This is a genomic window from Halomonas sp. THAF12, from assembly GCF_009363675.1.
Classification (GTDB): Bacteria; Pseudomonadota; Gammaproteobacteria; order Pseudomonadales; family Halomonadaceae; genus Halomonas; species Halomonas smyrnensis.
The window spans coordinates 1-15,724 of record NZ_CP045400.1; the positions used below are offsets into that span (position 1 = coordinate 1).

Below are 15,724 nucleotides of genomic sequence, written 5' to 3' on the forward strand. Positions count from 1 at the left end.
GGTGTAGCCACTGCCATGTAGAGCAACGGAGCGGATTGGAGCTTTCGTGGCTGATGTGACTGACCAAGCCTGGCTGGAGAGCGGCCCAAGTCGACAGTGGGTTATAGGGTTTTAAAGGGCTATAGGGTTTAGGCGGGGCTAAAACAGGGATAGGGATGGTAGAAAAACTCCTAAGCCCATGAGTGGAAAGGATAAGTGGCAAATCTTCTGTGCAACATCCCCACCGCTTGCTGTGCAGCATCCCCACCGCTTGCTGTGCAGCATTCCCACCTACAGCCGAAAGTTATTCAGGAGATACCCACAGGAAAGTCGAAATTGTCCACATTTTACGGGGTGATGGCGCCAACTGTGCAACATTCCCACCTATGGAAATGGCTGCACTTGGGATTGACAAGCGCTCGGTCGTCTGGGCTCTCCGCTTCTGTGCAGCATCCCCACCGAAAGAAACGGCCATTCAGTTGGTCAAAAAGTAACCTGTGCAACATCCCCACCGAAAGTGCCCGACTTCTGTGCAGCATTCCCACCTATGAAATAGCACTTACCCACAAGGTTGCCCACAGGAAATGTGGATACAGGCCCGGCTGAGTACCCATTTTATACCGTTAACATTTGGAGCGCGACCTTACAGGCCCGGGTCGACAGCTCGGAGACAGAACCATGGTCAGCTGTACCTCGACTGGGCCGGGCTTAGGTATGAGGGTAGGGGAGTCTTGGGTTAGCGCGTGAGCCTAGGAGAGGGTAGGGCTGTTGCCGGTGCTCATCGTGGTTTCATGGATGCCGTCAGCGATCGTTGGTTCTCCTGCGAGCTACCCGGCGTGGCCGGCAGCTGGCGCCCGAGATGGCCAACTGTGCAACATCCCCACCTACCGGCGCGGCCGGGAGAGCCGCCGCCCGGGGCAGCCAGCTGTGCAGCATTCCCACCTACCGACATAGCTGGATGTCTAGTGCTGATCGTCCTTTCGCAACCGATGGCAGCTATCGTGCTATTTGCAGCGGGTTTGCGATCGTCGCAGCCCCCTTCCCTTGCCAGGAGAGGGGCCGGGAGCCCGGGGCGGCCAACTGTGCAGCATCCCCACCTACCGACGCGGCCGGGAGCCGGTGCCGAGGGCGGCCAACTGTGCAACATCCCCACCTACCGACGCGGCCGGGAGCCGGTGCCCGAGGCAGCAGCTGTGCAGCGTTCCCACCTACCGACGCGGCCGGGAGCCGGTGCCCAGGGCGGCCTGCTGTGCAACATCCCCACCTACGCTAGGCCCGGCAGGCGGCGCCCAGGGCGGCCTGCTGTGCAGCATTCCCACCTACCGGCGCGGCCGGGAGCCGGTGCCCGAGGCAGCAGCTGTGCAGCATTCCCACCTACCGACGCGGCCGGGAGCCGGTGCCGAGGGCGGCCAACTGTGCAACATCCCCACCTACCGACGCGGCCGGGAGCCGGTGCCCGAGGCAGCAGCTGTGCAGCGTTCCCACCTACCGACGCGGCCGGGAGCCGGTGCCCGGGGCAGCAGCTGTGCAGCGTTCCCACCTACCAGCGCGGCCGGCAGCTGGCGCCCAGGGCGGCCTGCTGTGCAACATCCCCACCTACGCTAGGCCCGGCAGGCGGCGCCCAGGGCGGCCTGCTGTGCAACATCCCCACCTACCGACGCGGCCGGGAGCCGGTGCCCGGGGCAGCAGCTGTGCAGCGTTCCCACCTACCAGCGCGGCCGGCAGCTGGCGCCCAGGGCGGCCTGCTGTGCAACATCCCCACCTACGCTAGGCCCGGCAGGCGGCGCCCAGGGCGGCCTGCTGTGCAACATCCCCACCTACGCTAGGCCCGGCAGGCGGCGCCCAGGGCGGCCTGCTGTGCAGCGTTCCCACCGATCCGCCGCGGCCGGGAGCTGGCGCCCAGGGCGGCCTGCTGTGCAGCGTTCCCACCGATCCGCCGCGGCCGGGTGCTGGCGCCGAGGGCGGCCTGCTGTGCAACATCCCCACCTACCGACGCGGCCGGGAGCTGGCGCCCAGGGCGGCCTGCTGTGCAGCGTTCCCACCGATCCGCCGCGGCCGGGTGCTGGCGCCGAGGGCGGCCTGCTGTGCAACATCCCCACCTACCGACGCGGCCGGGTGCTGGCGCCGAGGGCGGCCTGCTGTGCAGCGTTCCCACCGATCCGCCGCGGCCGGGTGCTGGCGCCGAGGGCGGCCAACTGTGCAGCATCCCCACCGATCCGGTGCAGTCGGCAGCGGGTGCCCGGGGCAGCCAGCTGTGCAGTGTTCCCACCTACCGCCACGGCCGGGTGCTGACGCCGAGGGCGGCCAACTGTGCAGCATCCCCACCGATCGGTGGGGGCGGCAGCGGGTGCTCGAGGTGGCCAATGGCGCAGCGTTCCCACCTACGCTAGGCCCGGCAGGCGGCGCCCAGGGCGGCCTGCTGTGCAGCATTCCCACATACCGGCGCGGCCGGCTGCCTGCGCCGGGGCAGCCTACTGTGCAATGCCCTCACCTATCCTGGGGAGAGGAGGGATGACCAGCATCATGTAATAAAACTGGCCGCAGGTACTCCCTGCGGCCAGTTTATAAATGAGGGGTCTCAGTCAGGACTATTCTCTCTGTCCAGAGTCTTTTAGTGCCTTCCTGGTAGACAATACACCGTTCTTGTAGTTTGCCTTTTTGACAACCTTAACGAACTGTTTAGTAGGGTATATCTTATAAACTATATCAGCTAGTTTTTTTCCATCCTTAATTCGCTCGCTGTCATCGTAGCTTTCAATGACATTGTGCTGTTTTAGTGTTTCAAGCGCTGTCTTCATGGCTCTCACGTTAGTCGACATGGGCTCAGTGAGGCCCCGTGGGCTGCCTTTGAGGAACGAGACAAGGCGCGGCGTGTAGGGGTTGCTGGAAGAGGCTTGGCTCCAGTGGTGGCTCATCCTTTTATGAATATAGCGAGCCAATGGGCTCTTGATCGACATGGATGTTTTATAGTCGTACAGCCTGAAAGTATGGTTGTGGATGCTGTCTGTCACCAATGGGTTAAATTGCACATAACACTTGGTATCGCCTTCGCGAAGTTTGAGGTCTTTCCTTGTAGTTAACCCTACCATTGGAAAGAAACTGGACGAAATTACCGTCTCCCCATCTTCGGAAACCGTTTCAAGTTGTGCGCCCCGACACACAAGTATAGCCTCTTTTATTTCGCTCAGCTTGAATTCGTGATTGTTCTTTTTAAGCTCATTGCGAAGCTGGTAAAAAGTAAAGAGTACGCCGACCTTGCCATCAATCATTGCGATACCGCCGTTTACGGCGAGTTTCCTTAAAGCATCTTCTATGATTTCTTCACGCTCACCAGGATAAACAAGTTCCGGTTCCCCGGGGCGTGTTTCAATAAGGGCAGGGCGAACCTTTACTTTGATAACCCTTCCGCCCACCCGGCACTCTCTTTCTCTCGCAGCAGCTTGACGAATATCTGTAAAGCGACGGCGGCGGTCCAATGAGTATTTTGGCAAAGAGTCATAAATGTCGATGCTATTGCTGTAATCGTTATCACGAGTATCCAGCAGGCTGAATAGGTCGAGCTGGGGTGTCTTGCTCACCGCTATTGCCTGTATGTCTTTGTCATCGCCGCGTTTTTTCGACATTCTAAGCCCCTACAGCCTGCTGCTAAATGTAACCTGTTATTTCTCTTCAATGATCCAGGAATCAACGGTTTCTGAGCCGTACTGATCTTTCCATGCCTTCAGAGTCTTCTGGTTACCGCCTCGAGTTTCGACAACTTCGCCAGTCTCCGGGTTTTTGTAAACTTTTAGCTTCCGCTTCTTCCTTCTTTTGATGCTGGGAGACTCGGAAGTAGGCTCTGGAGCTAATGTGGAAATAACTTCGCCAGGAGACTTGTCATATTCATTCATCAAAGACTTCAGCTTATCAAGAAACTCCTTTTCCTGCTGGAACTGAGGAGACTCTTCTAAAGCCTGCAACTTTTTGCGGATCTCAGCGGCTTCCTGCTCAAGCTGGGAGTACCTGGAAAGCATGCTCATCGTGATTCCTTTGGGTATAGCAAGTGTGCAAAGCACATATTGGCGGTAGGGAAGGGTGGTGTCAATGGCGTTACCTCGATGAGGTCGCCCGGATTCGCACCCCCGAGCCACCCTTGGGAGGCGCTTGGAACGATGCTCTCTGGCAAAATCCGCAAGGGGATAACCCGTAGGGAAGCTCAGATTTTGAGTACAGCCTCCTAGTAAGCTGTGCGAATGAGTAAAAAACCCTTTAAAAGCATCCGTTTATGTTGAAAAAACACGGCAGTGAGTGACGCCAACAAACCACAAAAAATGTAGCTTGTGCTGGCTATCCCTGTCTCTACTTATTAAAATGATGATTTGAGGAAGTAGAGGCGGTGGCCACCTGAGCCAGGACCCGCGAGGAGTCTGACGTAATCAGAGAGGGGCGGACGCTTCGCCCGCCCTGGCGCTGGCTTCAGACCGGGAAGCCATGGTGGCTACCGTCAGGTAGCTCGACATCCAGACGGACTCGGCCGCCTACTGCCTCAACGTAGCGTTTGATCGAGCTCAGGCGAAGATCTTGCCCGCCCTTCTCCATGCCGGCGACAGTCGGTTGCCTGACGCCCATAGCGTCTGCCATCTGAGCCTGAGTCATCTCTACGAGACGGCGGACCTCCGAGAGTCGCAGTTCCAGCAGCATCTCGTCGGCTTTCGCTTTCGCAGCCGCAACGACTTCCGGTTTCTCGTTGGCCAGAAGCTGTTCCAGTTTGCGTGCCATCGTTTTCACCTCACTTCAGTGATTCCAGGTGCGCGGCGTATTCCCGATCAGCTATTGGAATCATCTCATCATAAAAGCGTTTCTCATTCCCACCCTTGTCCCCGGCGCAAAGCAGCAGGCCGGTTCGGTTGGGATCAAACGCGAAAAAGGCCCTGAAGGGCTTGCCCTGGCTCTGGATCCGCAACTCTTTCATGTTGGGATACCGGGAGCCGTTCACGGTGTCAGCATGCGGGCGTGACAACATCGGCCCCTTCTCCTGGAGTAACAGCATCGATGCCAGGACGTTCTCGCGATCAACGTCATCCAGCGAGTAATACCAGTCTTCAAATGTCTCGGTTTGTTCTATCGACCACATCGGCTACCTCTTTTTCTGTTTATAGGTTATATCCTATATAGGTCTTGGCCTATTGTAAAGCCCTTAATGGTCCCGGGCGCATCGATCCCGCTCGCCCACGCAGCAGCGGGGGCCTGTTCCGTCCAGAACCCTGCCGGCAACGGTGGGGCGCCTCTGCGTCTGGCCGCCATCAAGACTTCATTGCTTCAAATACTCATTTACTCATATGGGCAAATGAGCGCCTCACGGCACCTGTGGTGGCTTGGGCGGATCGCCAGGCCTGCCCGTCGCCTGCCAAAGCAGCCGCACTGCATACCAGTGGTCGCGGGCGGTGGTAGGCGCGAAGCCTTGGGCTCTGAAGTAGGCGTAGATGTGCGCCTTGCCGATCTGACGGGGATCGCAGCCGCACCAGGTCGCGAAGGCCTCCGCGCGCTTCACCTGCCGGCGCCTGGCAGCCTTGCCGCCCTTGCGGGCGTGGAGGTTGAGCCGGTGCCGGACCTCTGCCGGTAGCCTCATGCTGCCCTCCCGATGTAGGCCGTCATGATCGCCACGCGGCTGTGACCCAACTCCTTGGCGATCGCCAGGCGTGCCGCTCGATCCGCTTCCCGGCTGGCCTGGCCGCCCAGCATCGGCGGCTGGTGACCGGTGAGCTGCTGGCACCGCTCGGCGGCGTAGGCGGCCCGCAGCTCGTGAAGGCGCCCGATGCCCGCGGCTTGGAGCGCCTCTCGGGCATCGCGTAGGCCGCCCTCTCGCCATTCCCGCCAGTTCTGTTCCGGTGGAACAAGGCTCCGGGCCCCGCCTTGGGCATCGTCGGCCCTGGTCAGGGCCGCGACTTGCTGTTGTGTCGTGACAGGGACCGTGCGCTCCCGGCCGCCCTTGGTGCCGCTGGTGATCGTGACCTGGTCAGCCTGCTGGGCCTGCCTCAGTGCTGCTCGAGCGTCGATCAGTGAGGCCTCTTTGCTGCGCAGGCCCAACTCCCGGGCCAGCTCCACCACCGCGGCGCCGCGTTCATTCCCGCTGGTGCGCAGGGTGTCGGCGACGGTGGCCACGGTGCCGCGCTCGACGCCCTGGGGCGCTTCCTGCCGCACATTCGAGCGCTTCTCGATGCCGCAGTCCTTGGTGGGGCTGACGCTCTGCCACCGTCCCTGGCTGGCCAGCCGCATGACGCTATTCACCGCCGACACGAGGTTCTGCCCGTAGCTGGCCGACAGCTCGCCAGCGGCGACGCGCTCGGCGATACCTTGGCCATAGGCGGCCACGTGCTGCGCTGTGACGTGTTCCATGCGCCGGATGCCCTCTTGCCTGGCATAGGCGGCGAACGCCTGCCAGCGGTCGCCCAGCGCCGCCGCAGACGCATACGAGGCGACGCCCTCCCGGGCCGCGCGGTTGGCGGCGAAGGTCCCCGCCTTGGCGAGATCCCGTGTTCGCAAGCCGAAGTTGTTGGCCTTGGCCATGCCCTCCTCCTGTTCCTGGTGCTCCTGGTCGACCCCATCCCCCGCCGTTGGCGGTAAGTGATTCGCTGCGTTGAGGCACGCGCAAGCCTTGGGGTAGCCGCTTGTTTCACGCCGGCGGCAGATCGGCGGACTGGTATCGCGTGTGTGGTGACGGGATCTCATCGGGTGCTATGGCGCGGGGGATGCGCGCGCCGGCAGCGTCAGGCGCTGCCAGCTCCGGCGTAGGCCAAGGGCCCGGCCCTTGCGAAGGGCCGCCCGAGATCGTCGTCACGTCGCCGTGTCCTGCTGGCACAGGGACGGCGTTTCAGGTCATGCGGCGTTGCGCCGCTGGTATTCATGGGGAAGTCAGTTCGCCGGTTTTCGTCCGGCGAGCGTGAAGCCGAGAGGCCCGTGAATAGCGGGCTCCCGGGGTGGTAGGCCCATGCGTCTCTGTGCTGACGCGACAGAGACGCATGGGCAGGACGGCGGCGCCCTTGGCTGGGCGGCGTGCGGGTCGCGAAGAGCGCCCGGGCGTCGGCGGTGAATTGCCTGTGACGCGCCCGGAAGCACTCCAGCGAACACGCACACCACGCCAGCGGCGGAGCGGGCCGTCTTGGATCACGGCCGCGATGGGCCGGGGAGGTCATCCAGCAGCGGGCAGGGCCCACGACTGGAGGAGGTCATTCGCCTGGCAGGGCGAAGCGTGCGGCATGGCCGCAGGGGATCATCCGCCTTGGGGATGGCGGCGGGGAGGCTCGAGGTCGGGTTCAGATGCGACAGGGTGCCGTTGAGAGGGCGCACCTTGGGCATAGTGCCGACGCAGGCAGGCGCGAGCGAAGGCGGTTCAGGTCATCCGCCGGAAGCGGAGCAGGGCACGAAGCCCGGTTCAGCAGGGCACGAGGGCCGAGGAGAAAATGCTGTGCGGAGTTTCGGGGCCAGCTACCCCGTCGCCCGTGGGCGAGACTGCATAGTCCGAATTGGTAACGAGGCCGGCATCCCCGGTCGCCATCGGCGACATCAGCATGGTCAGGCTATCGCGGTCTCGAGGCGCTGTGAAGTCCACCGTGAACGGATTATCCGGGCCCGGCCGTGCCGTCGCCGGATGAGCCGGCGCCGGCTTATCCCCCACAAGCAAGTATTGAGGGGTAGCAAGGGTTGAAAGGGCAGGAAGCATTGATGAATAGCAATGCGAGCGCCTCGTCTCGCGCCCCTGTGGCTGCGTGAGCGCCGATAAGGGGATGGGGTAGGCCAATGGTCGGTTTGAGAGGTGCGCAGCTCATAGCGCCTTGTGCGGCGCCTTTGGGGCGAATCGGCAATGTCATTGCCCATGAAGACCCACGAGCACCCACCCCTGTAACGATGGTTCCGAAGGCACCAACAGCGGTAGTAGACTGATTCGAGTCGGGTTCTTGGCGCTGGCACGCCGGAGCCCGAAAGCGAAAGACCCCCGGTGCTGGCAACACCGAGGGTCTGGAGTGGGGCTGAGAAGCCCGCATGTCTCGCAACGCGGCGCCCTGAGGGAGGGCAGCTCGCCGCGTTGGATTCCCCGCCTTGGCTGGTGGGGCATATCAACAACGTGATCGCTTTGAGGGCCGTTCAGCCGTCTAGCCATCACCACGATGCCGCTTGTGCGTCACCGCTTCGTCCATGATAGCGGCGGCAGCCGGGCGGCTCAACGATTTGAGGAGCCAACGGCAATGGAGGCCGTGAGCCATTTCGCCGAAACGCTGCCGGCGCGCCCACGCTGCGCGAACGATCCGGCCGTCGACAACCGGATCCGCATCCGGAGCAAAGCGCTGGGCTATCGCCTTATCGAGCCCAACACCGCCGGCATGGTCCGGTGGCTGATGTTCGATGTCGACCGCCCCGAGGCCGTGCTGGACTGGGAAGACCGCCGCGTGCCGGCGCCCACCCTGACCTGCCAGAACCCCGAGAACGGCCATGCGCACCTGCTGTATGCCCTGACCGTCCCCGTGGCGCGCACCAATGCCGCCCGGCTGGGACCGCTGCGCTATGCCGAGACCGTCGAGCGCAGCCTGAGAGCCGCGCTACAGGCTGACCGCGGCTATGCCCGCACCCTGGTCAAGAATCCGCTTCACGCCCATTGGCGCGTCCACCAGTGGGCCGATGCCTACGCCCTGGGCGAGCTGGCCGACGAGCTGACGCTGATCCCCTTCGAGAAGGCCGCGAATGACGAGATCGCCGGTCTGGGGCGCAACTGCGAGACCTTCGAGCGGCTGAGGCATCACGCCTACCGGGCCGTGCGCGACTTCTGGGGGCCGGGCGGCGAAGAGCGCTTCAAGGCGCACCTGGTCGAGGTGGCCGGCGACATCCAGGGCGCATTCACGACGCCGCTGCCGGCCAAGGAAGTCGAAGGCATCGCCCGGAGCGTGGCCAAGTGGACGTGGAAGCGGTTCAGCCCGGAGACCTTCAGGGACTTCGTGGAGCGCACGCACACACCCGAGATTCAAGCCAAGCGGGGCCGCAAGGGTGGCAAGGCCAAGGGTGCCAAGCGTCGTGAGGAGCTGATGCCGCGCGTGCTCGAGCTCGTCGGCCAGGGCAAGTCGCAGCGGGAAGTGGCCAACCTGGTTGGAGTGCCTCAGAAGACGGTGAGTCGCTGGTTGAAGCGGTCAGGCTGACAGGGTGAGTCAATAGCCTATATCAGATAGGGCACCCGTAGGGTGGGGGTTGGGCTGGTAGAAGCACTGGACCTAGAGGGTGTAGGGCACCAAGCGCGCCCCTTCGGAATGCAGCAAAATGAACCGAAATGCCACAGATTGCGGCGCGGGCGAATGGCAGGATGTGCGGCGTACCCCTACGCCACGAGTGGCTGTCGGTGCGCCGCGGGTGTCCTGCTCTGCGAGGCTGGCACGCTCCGCGCGTTGTGACGTGAACGTGCCGCCAGACGTGATCGTGAAGTGCGCCCTGATGTCGGCCTGCCACCCCGGACAGGGTATGCCGACGTGCGTACACCTGCTGCCGTCAGGTGCGCGGGACGTCGGCGCCCGATACCGGATTCCGGCAGGGTCGGAAATAAATCCGAGGGTCCCCCCACCATTCTGCAGAACGCCCAGAGTGAGTTACGGGGCTTCAGTCTGGCTCGCTGATCGACCATAGGGCTCTTCAGCTGGCGACAGACCGCCCGTAGTGGCGTCCTACCCTCTGCCTGAAAGGCCATAGGGCCTTCCCCTCCTGGTGCAGAACCGCCGTAGTGCCTGCCTCCCGCCGTGCTGCCCATCCGTAGGGGGTCACAGCCGATGTGATCCCTGGTCGCTGGTTGGAAACCACCAATTTTTTCGCTGCCGAGCCGCAAACACACCGTGTTGGACCCCTTATAGAGATGCGAGGGCGGCGGACATGCCGGCCCTCTGGATCTCGACCACGACACGGAGGGCCATCATGGCAGCTCGCACGAAGACCACCCGCAACAACGCCGTCATCCGCGCGACGAAGCTCAACCGCCACAAGCTGGGGGGCAGTGCCGCTCATACCTGGCGCACGATGTCGGTACCACACGCCGACCCGGAGCGGACGCACCTCAACGAAGACTGGCGGCCGGCGTCGGGCCCTGACCAGCTGCGTGCCGCGATCCGTGGGCGCCTGGCCTTCGCCGACAACGTGGCCGCTGACTCGGTGCGGGCCATCGAATACGTGGTGACGGGCCCTCATGAGGTGTTCGCCGAGCAGGGAGGCCCCGTGGAGTGGAGACGCTACTTCAGCGACGCCCTAGCCTTCCTGGAGGCTCGCCACGGTGCCGAGAACATCGTCGGGGTGAACGTCCAGCTCGATGAGCGCACGCCCCACCTGGTGGTCTACGCGGTGCCACTGGTGGACTACCCGGCGACCACGCGCACGCGCAACGTCATCCTGGGGAAGCAAGGTGGCGAGTGGGTCCGGGGCCCGAAGACCTTCGACGTGCCGGCTCGCACGGCGTTGAGCGCGACGCACTTCATGGGCCGCCGTGACCAGCTTCGCGAGCTCCAGACGAGGTTCGCCGAGGAGGTGGCCACCCCGCATGGTTTGCGCCGGGGACTTCGCCACTCCGCGGCGACACATGTCACCACCAAGGCGTATCACCAAGCGTTGGCCCGTGGCCTGGCCGAGAACCTGAGCCTGTCGCCTGACGACCTGACCCGCCAGGGGCTGCTGTGGGGCCGTGAGAGCCCCGAAGAGCACGCCGCCCGGGTGACGAACTTCGTGGTTGAGCACTACGCACCTACGGTGGCCAGGGCGGCGACGGCCGACCTTGATCGCCGCCGCGCGGACGAGATGGAAGAGACAGCTCGGCGCACGGAGGCCGCCCTGGAGAAGGAGCGTGAAGCCCACCGGCAGACTCGGGAGCGCCTGACGGCTCTGGCAGGCGGCTTGTCCGCGGAGGAAGTCGCCAAGATCGAGGGGTTCGCCCGGAAGTGCCGCCGGCAACGTCGTGAGGCCGAAGAGGCTCGCAAGCGTGAGGAGGCCCAACGGCAGGAAGCGGAGCGCAAGGAGCGTCAGCGCCTCGAGGACGAGCGAGCTGCCCGGCTGCTTCGCCTGACCCCCGAGGCCCTGGCCCGGCTGGAGAGCGGCGAGCGCGTGCGTGCGTGGCGCTTGGCAGTGAAGCGCGATGACCTGGAGGCGACGCTGGGCGCCTGGGCAGAGAGCGGCCTGTTCGAGGTGGACGGCACCCTGACGCCGAAGGGGCGCGCCCTGATCGAGGGGGAGGCTCCCAAGGCGCCGGAGAGTGGCCCTGCCCGCGAGGCGACCCCGGCGAAGCCCTGGCCGGGCATGTCGTCACGCTCGCCGTTCGAGCGCTGAGCGAAGGAACTTCCCTTCCTTTCTTTTTGTCCATACAATTAAATCCATGATCATCGACTTCGATCCCAACAAGAGCGCCAGGAACGAGCGCGAGAGAGGCCTCCCCTTCACGGAGGTCGAGCGCTTCGACTGGGAAGGGGCGGTGTTCTCGGAAGACAACCGTTTCGAGTACCCGGAGCGTCGCTTCATCGCCATGGGGAAGATCGGTCAGCGCGTCCATGTAGTGTGTTTCACGCCGATCGAGGACGGGATCCGAGTCATCAGCCTGAGGAAGGCCAACCCACGGGAGGTACGCCGCTATGAAAACGCGACTCACGGATAAGGACGGCGAGGTCCGCGAGCTCACCGACGCCGACGTGAAGCGTATGCGTCCCATGTCGGAGGTTCTGCCCGCCAACCTTCAGCGCACCATCGGCCAGCGTGGCAAGCAGCACGCGCCGACGAAGGTGAAGACCTCGATTCGCCTCTCCCAAGAGGTGATCGAGCACTTCAAGGAGGAAGGCGAAGGCTGGCAACGCCGCATCGACCAGGCCTTGAAGCAGTACATTCGCGAGCATGGCCACGGGCACGGCTGACCTTTCAGCTCAGCCCCGAACCTGCGAGGAAGCCGCCCATCGAGGCGGCTTTCTTTTTTGCGTTAAAGCGTTATTTCGTTATTGCGTTATACTGTCAGGGACATCCCATCGGGTGGCGCTTTCCTGACATAGAGCGGCCCCACTCGTAACGCTTTGACGAATTAACGCAATAACGCAAGGAGGGACAGACGCCATGGGCTACATCATCGGCGTGGTGAGCCAGAAGGGCGGGGTGGGCAAGTCCACTGTGGCCCGGGCCATTGCCACGACCTACGCCGCCGCCGACTGGAACGTGAAGATCGGCGACCTCGACATCAACCAGTCCACCAGCTTCACCTGGCTTCAGCGCCGGTTGGGCCGAGGTGTTGAGCCCGTGGTGGCCGTCGAGACATTCGGCACCGTGGGGCAGGCCCTGAAAATTGCCGACGCCTATGACCTCATGGTGTTGGACGGTGCCCCGCACGCGACGCGAGCGACCGCCGAGATCGGACAGAAATCGCACCTGTTGGTGTTGCCGTCGGGCCTGTCCCTGGATGACCTAGAGCCCACGGTGATCCTGGCCAACACCCTGGTCAGCGAGCACGGCGTGCCGGTGGAGCGCATCGCCATTGCGCTGAGCCGAGTCGGCGACAGCCCTCGCGAGCTCGAGGAGGCCCGCGCCTACCTGGAGGCGACTCCCTACCACGTGCTCGACTCGCAGATACCGGAGAAGACCGCCCTTCGTCGTGCACAGGACGGCGGCCTGTCCGTGGTGGAGACCCCGTACAAGGGGCCGCGTGAGCAGGCGGATCGCCTGATTCAGGCCATCATCGACCGCCTAGAATCTGTGACGAATTAACGAAATAACGCTTTAACGCAAGGAGTCGCCGACATGGCCGCACCCAGCAAGAAGCCTGGCAGCAAGGGGCTTCCCCCGCAGCCGACGCAGACCGCCCACGTGGTGGGCAACCACACCAGTAAGCCTGAGGCCGGCGCCACGGTGCCCTGTAACTTCCGGGTAGATCCCGAGTTCAAGAAGCGCCTGAAGACGTTCGCTGCGACACACGACATGAGCATGGTTGAGGTGTTCGAGACGGCCGTGAACGAGTACATGGAGCGCAAGGGCGGGGCCTGAAGTGTGCCGAATCGCTCGTTTTCAAAAAATCACAAAATCACGTTTTGACGATTTCACAAAATCGCGCTATGGTGAAGCCATGACAACAGCACGGCGAGACGCCCACCCCATGACACTGAAGAAGCCGGTTACCGAGCGCGCCCTGATGGCCAGGCTGAATCGCCGGCTGAAGAAGGACGGAAGGAAGGTCCATAAGACACCGCCGAGTGCTCAGCAAGAGCTTGGCACCTGGCATGTCGTCAATATGGAGCAAGGCACGATCGCCGATCACGGCATCGAGGACCTGGAGAAGTTTGCAAGAGAGGAAGGAGTCTTGAAGCCGTTCGAAGCCCTAGAGGGCTGAACGAAAAAGGCCCCGCGACGGGTGGAGCCGTCCGGAGCCATGACACCGCGCCAAACCTTGGGAGGAAGCGCAATGCATGTACATGATAAGCCCCGCCGTGTGCGCGTGGGAACCCTGACCCGCCGACAGCTGGCCGCCCTGGTCGAGGTCCTGACCCCGTACAGCGCCGAGCCCGTCACCGCCCCCGTCATGGAGCTGGCCACCAGGCTGGCCCGCGTCGAGACCGCCAACGCCAGCATGGAGGCCGCCCAATGAAACGCCTGTCACGTGAAGCCCAGGAACGCCTCGACGACGCCTATGACGCTCTGCGGCTTGAGTTGGCCGGCGGGCCGACGGCCGAGCAGACGCTGAAGCGCCGGGAATCCACTGAAACTCGCATCCAGAGGGCGGCCTGATGAAAACCACGATCATATTCGACAGCAGCCTGATCGCGGATCCTGAGCAGCGCGCGAGCGTCGAGGAGTCGCCGGGGTTCGAGCTGGCCAACCTGCTTCGCACACTGGCTGATGAATGCGACCGCAAGGCAGGACTGCCCATGTCTCGGGCGTTGCGGCTCGACAGCGGCCCCATTGTCGGCGAGGTGGCCACGGAGCAGGCGTGGGGCGACCAGGACGAACTGGTGTTCCTGACCACGCAGGACGTCATCGCCAAGACAGGCCTGCCCAGCACTACGCTTCAGCGCCGCCGCGAGAACGACCCGACTTTCCCCAAGCCGGTCGTGCTGAGCCGGGCCGCCGGTCGGGCTCGCATGATTCGCTGGGTCGAAGCCGAGGTAGAGGCCTGGATGCGGCAGCAGGCGATGTGTCGCCTGGAGGCAGCGGAGGACATCGAGGCATGATTCCCCTGATTGAGCTGCTGAGTGTGGTTACCGTGCTGGCCCTGGTGACGCCGGGGCTGGTGGAGTTCGACAAACGAGTCATGGAGCGCCGTCATGCGTCTTGAGCAATTGGGCAACGATGATCAGCTGATCGTCTGCGAATCCGAGAGGGACGCCAACCGTGCGGCTCTGCTGCTGGAGGCCGTCATCACCCGCGACGGGGTGGACCGGCTCCACGCCCATGACCGGGCCGCGATCGAGGCGGCCCACGGCATCCTGTCCGGCTTGGTGGAGCGTCTCGAGGAGCGTCAGGAGTTGTGGGACGAAGAACTGGCGTCCCGCTGGAATCTGGCGGAGCAGGCCGGCGTGGTGAAAGCGTCCAGCAAGGTCAGGGCCGGCAACCGGCCTGCCTATGAGGCCAACTACGTGCTGGGCACCACCTCCGTTCTGTTTCGCCGGCCGGGCGATGACGACATGCTGCCGTACGACTGCTACCCCATGGAAATGGCGTCCAGCGTGCTGCCGCTCGTCGAGCGCATGGCCCTGAACCCGAAGCTGACGCCGAAGGCGAGCGGTGCCGAGGAGGTGGGGGCATGACCACGATGAAGGCTGAGCGTCTGCCCGTCGCGCCTCTGGAGGCCTACCGCCAAAGGGCGGAATCCCGCCCCCTGCGCTCCAAGCGAGCGCTGCGGGACATGCTGCGAGCCGCGGATAGCATTCGAGCCGCGGGATTTCGCCAGACAGAGGGGAAGGGCCGATGACAATGATCGAGCAACGCCACTTCGACGAAGCCGAGCGCATGCTGGCTGATGGTCGGGGCAGACACAGCGAGGCGTTCCATGAGGGCCGGTGCTATGCCCTGGCCTGGTGCCTTGCGGGCAAGCCCACACCGACGCCGGAGCGCAACCGGGAGACGGCCTGTCGCTATGAGCGTGGCACGGCCGAGTGCGACGCCTGGAACAGCGGCTGGCACGCCGGCCACCGGCTGGCCGTCAATCTGCGCATCGTGGCGACACCTGGCGTGATCCACGAGTTCCCGCTCGAGCAGGGCGGGTCGGTAGTTGTCAGGGAGCCCGAGCTGGGCGCCTACACTTGGGAGATAGTCGACGAGGCCGGCGAGATACTGCGCGAGGCCGGCGGCTATCCGTCGCTGGCGACAGTGCTGCGTGACGCCCTGGGAGAGGTGATGGCGCCGCGGCCATCGCCGGAGCCAGCCCTCGCTGCCGACGATGAGCGGCTGGCCGCCGAGTTCGGGCGTTATGGTCCCACAGAGGCAACCTGCGCCTGGCTGCCCCGGGAGGCTGCCGAGTTCGTGGCCCTGGTGAAGACGGGGCGTGTCGCGGATCCACAGAAAGCGGCCCTGGCATGGCTGATGATGCGCCATGACGAGGTGCTGCTGTCGGACGATCCAGAGCGCAGCGAGTCGCCGGTGATCGTCAGTCGCCATATCGGCGAGCTATGCGACGCCGGCGCCGAGGCGGTGATCGACGTGGAAGAGGCGCAGGCCCGTGCCCTGATGTTCCGCGCGAACATCGAGAACGACTGAGCGGTGAAGCGGAGGAGAATCCGATGCGTGC

18 protein-coding genes are annotated in these 15,724 nt (G+C 63.8%); 12 read left to right on the forward strand and 6 right to left on the reverse strand.

Annotated features, from left to right (window positions below; translation table 11 throughout):
- Window positions 1-2,567 precede the first annotated feature (2,567 nt).
- The 6 genes from FIU88_RS17725 to FIU88_RS17750 form a co-directional block, all read right to left on the reverse strand.
- Window positions 2,568-3,602 (reverse strand): plasmid replication protein, encoded by a 1,035-nt coding sequence (locus FIU88_RS17725; RefSeq protein ID WP_152480273.1) that lies wholly within the window; start codon window positions 3,600-3,602, stop codon window positions 2,568-2,570.
- A gap of 36 nt (window positions 3,603-3,638) precedes the next feature.
- On the reverse strand, window positions 3,639-3,998 hold the full coding sequence (locus FIU88_RS17730; RefSeq protein WP_152480274.1) for a histone-like nucleoid-structuring protein, MvaT/MvaU family: 360 nt from the start codon (window positions 3,996-3,998) through the stop codon (window positions 3,639-3,641).
- Window positions 3,999-4,434: 436 nt separating this feature from the next.
- Window positions 4,435-4,737 carry a helix-turn-helix transcriptional regulator gene (locus tag FIU88_RS17735; protein ID WP_152480275.1) on the reverse strand — a complete coding sequence of 101 codons (303 nt, stop codon included), beginning with the start codon at window positions 4,735-4,737 and terminating at the stop codon, window positions 4,435-4,437.
- 10 nt (window positions 4,738-4,747) lie between these two features.
- A complete protein-coding gene (locus FIU88_RS17740; protein ID WP_152480276.1) occupies window positions 4,748-5,092 on the reverse strand; it encodes a type II toxin-antitoxin system RelE/ParE family toxin in 345 nt (114 codons plus the stop codon).
- 222 nt (window positions 5,093-5,314) lie between these two features.
- Window positions 5,315-5,587 (reverse strand): hypothetical protein, encoded by a 273-nt coding sequence (locus FIU88_RS17745; RefSeq protein ID WP_152480277.1) that lies wholly within the window; start codon window positions 5,585-5,587, stop codon window positions 5,315-5,317.
- Window positions 5,584-6,525 (reverse strand): integrase domain-containing protein, encoded by a 942-nt coding sequence (locus FIU88_RS17750; protein WP_152480278.1) that lies wholly within the window; start codon window positions 6,523-6,525, stop codon window positions 5,584-5,586. The genes FIU88_RS17745 and FIU88_RS17750 overlap by 4 nt, the downstream gene beginning before the upstream one ends.
- A gap of 1,676 nt (window positions 6,526-8,201) precedes the next feature.
- Here FIU88_RS17750 and FIU88_RS17755 point away from each other — a divergent pair.
- The 12 genes from FIU88_RS17755 to FIU88_RS17805 all read left to right on the forward strand — a co-directional run bounded on the left by FIU88_RS17755 (window position 8,202) and on the right by FIU88_RS17805 (window position 15,693).
- Entirely contained in the window at window positions 8,202-9,143 is a 942-nt protein-coding gene (locus tag FIU88_RS17755; RefSeq protein WP_216647332.1) for a replication initiation protein, read from the forward strand.
- Between the two features lie 760 nt (window positions 9,144-9,903).
- Window positions 9,904-11,298: a MobV family relaxase gene (gene mobV, locus FIU88_RS17760; protein ID WP_172977770.1), complete on the forward strand. Its 1,395-nt coding sequence runs from the start codon at window positions 9,904-9,906 to the stop codon at window positions 11,296-11,298.
- Window positions 11,299-11,344: 46 nt separating this feature from the next.
- Complete coding sequence (locus tag FIU88_RS17765; protein WP_152480281.1) at window positions 11,345-11,620, forward strand: BrnT family toxin; 276 nt, start codon at window positions 11,345-11,347, stop codon at window positions 11,618-11,620.
- Window positions 11,598-11,873 (forward strand): BrnA antitoxin family protein, encoded by a 276-nt coding sequence (locus tag FIU88_RS17770; RefSeq protein WP_152480282.1) that lies wholly within the window; start codon window positions 11,598-11,600, stop codon window positions 11,871-11,873. Before FIU88_RS17765 ends, FIU88_RS17770 begins: the two co-directional genes overlap by 23 nt.
- A 193-nt stretch (window positions 11,874-12,066) precedes the next feature.
- Window positions 12,067-12,711 carry a ParA family protein gene (locus tag FIU88_RS17775; RefSeq protein ID WP_152480283.1) on the forward strand — a complete coding sequence of 215 codons (645 nt, stop codon included), beginning with the start codon at window positions 12,067-12,069 and terminating at the stop codon, window positions 12,709-12,711.
- 33 nt (window positions 12,712-12,744) lie between these two features.
- Entirely contained in the window at window positions 12,745-12,987 is a 243-nt protein-coding gene (locus FIU88_RS17780) for a hypothetical protein (RefSeq protein WP_152480284.1), read from the forward strand.
- A gap of 109 nt (window positions 12,988-13,096) precedes the next feature.
- On the forward strand, window positions 13,097-13,330 hold the full coding sequence (locus FIU88_RS17785; protein ID WP_152480285.1) for a hypothetical protein: 234 nt from the start codon (window positions 13,097-13,099) through the stop codon (window positions 13,328-13,330).
- A 72-nt stretch (window positions 13,331-13,402) separates the two neighbouring features.
- Window positions 13,403-13,585 carry a hypothetical protein gene (locus FIU88_RS17790; protein ID WP_152480286.1) on the forward strand — a complete coding sequence of 61 codons (183 nt, stop codon included), beginning with the start codon at window positions 13,403-13,405 and terminating at the stop codon, window positions 13,583-13,585.
- Window positions 13,582-13,725: a hypothetical protein gene (locus tag FIU88_RS19235; protein WP_172977771.1), complete on the forward strand. Its 144-nt coding sequence runs from the start codon at window positions 13,582-13,584 to the stop codon at window positions 13,723-13,725. The genes FIU88_RS17790 and FIU88_RS19235 overlap by 4 nt, the downstream gene beginning before the upstream one ends.
- Window positions 13,725-14,168 (forward strand): AlpA family transcriptional regulator, encoded by a 444-nt coding sequence (locus FIU88_RS17795; protein ID WP_152480287.1) that lies wholly within the window; start codon window positions 13,725-13,727, stop codon window positions 14,166-14,168. Before FIU88_RS19235 ends, FIU88_RS17795 begins: the two co-directional genes overlap by 1 nt.
- Before the next feature lie 93 nt (window positions 14,169-14,261).
- Window positions 14,262-14,744 carry a hypothetical protein gene (locus tag FIU88_RS17800; RefSeq protein ID WP_152480288.1) on the forward strand — a complete coding sequence of 161 codons (483 nt, stop codon included), beginning with the start codon at window positions 14,262-14,264 and terminating at the stop codon, window positions 14,742-14,744.
- A gap of 160 nt (window positions 14,745-14,904) precedes the next feature.
- The gene (locus FIU88_RS17805) at window positions 14,905-15,693 is read left to right on the forward strand and encodes a hypothetical protein (protein WP_152480289.1); all 789 of its coding nucleotides are present in this window, start codon (window positions 14,905-14,907) and stop codon (window positions 15,691-15,693) included.
- The last annotated feature ends 31 nt before the right edge of the window (window positions 15,694-15,724 follow it).

Bases quoted from the DNA above. Each gene is read 5' to 3' on its own strand.
- FIU88_RS17740 (WP_152480276.1), bottom strand. From the start codon at position 5,092: ATGTGGTCGATAGAACAAACCGAGACATTTGAAGACTGGTATTACTCG.
- FIU88_RS17805 (WP_152480289.1), top strand. From the start codon at position 14,905: ATGACAATGATCGAGCAACGCCACTTCGACGAAGCCGAGCGCATGCTG.
- FIU88_RS17745 (WP_152480277.1), bottom strand. From the start codon at position 5,587: ATGAGGCTACCGGCAGAGGTCCGGCACCGGCTCAACCTCCACGCCCGC.
- FIU88_RS17775 (WP_152480283.1), top strand. From the start codon at position 12,067: ATGGGCTACATCATCGGCGTGGTGAGCCAGAAGGGCGGGGTGGGCAAG.
- FIU88_RS17765 (WP_152480281.1), top strand. From the start codon at position 11,345: ATGATCATCGACTTCGATCCCAACAAGAGCGCCAGGAACGAGCGCGAG.
- FIU88_RS17730 (WP_152480274.1), bottom strand. From the start codon at position 3,998: ATGAGCATGCTTTCCAGGTACTCCCAGCTTGAGCAGGAAGCCGCTGAG.
- FIU88_RS17770 (WP_152480282.1), top strand. From the start codon at position 11,598: ATGAAAACGCGACTCACGGATAAGGACGGCGAGGTCCGCGAGCTCACC.
- FIU88_RS17795 (WP_152480287.1), top strand. From the start codon at position 13,725: ATGAAAACCACGATCATATTCGACAGCAGCCTGATCGCGGATCCTGAG.
- FIU88_RS17725 (WP_152480273.1), bottom strand. From the start codon at position 3,602: ATGTCGAAAAAACGCGGCGATGACAAAGACATACAGGCAATAGCGGTG.
- FIU88_RS17750 (WP_152480278.1), bottom strand. From the start codon at position 6,525: ATGGCCAAGGCCAACAACTTCGGCTTGCGAACACGGGATCTCGCCAAG.
- FIU88_RS17780 (WP_152480284.1), top strand. From the start codon at position 12,745: ATGGCCGCACCCAGCAAGAAGCCTGGCAGCAAGGGGCTTCCCCCGCAG.
- FIU88_RS17785 (WP_152480285.1), top strand. From the start codon at position 13,097: ATGACACTGAAGAAGCCGGTTACCGAGCGCGCCCTGATGGCCAGGCTG.
- mobV (WP_172977770.1), top strand. From the start codon at position 9,904: ATGGCAGCTCGCACGAAGACCACCCGCAACAACGCCGTCATCCGCGCG.
- FIU88_RS17790 (WP_152480286.1), top strand. From the start codon at position 13,403: ATGCATGTACATGATAAGCCCCGCCGTGTGCGCGTGGGAACCCTGACC.
- FIU88_RS17755 (WP_216647332.1), top strand. From the start codon at position 8,202: ATGGAGGCCGTGAGCCATTTCGCCGAAACGCTGCCGGCGCGCCCACGC.
- FIU88_RS19235 (WP_172977771.1), top strand. From the start codon at position 13,582: ATGAAACGCCTGTCACGTGAAGCCCAGGAACGCCTCGACGACGCCTAT.
- FIU88_RS17800 (WP_152480288.1), top strand. From the start codon at position 14,262: ATGCGTCTTGAGCAATTGGGCAACGATGATCAGCTGATCGTCTGCGAA.
- FIU88_RS17735 (WP_152480275.1), bottom strand. From the start codon at position 4,737: ATGGCACGCAAACTGGAACAGCTTCTGGCCAACGAGAAACCGGAAGTC.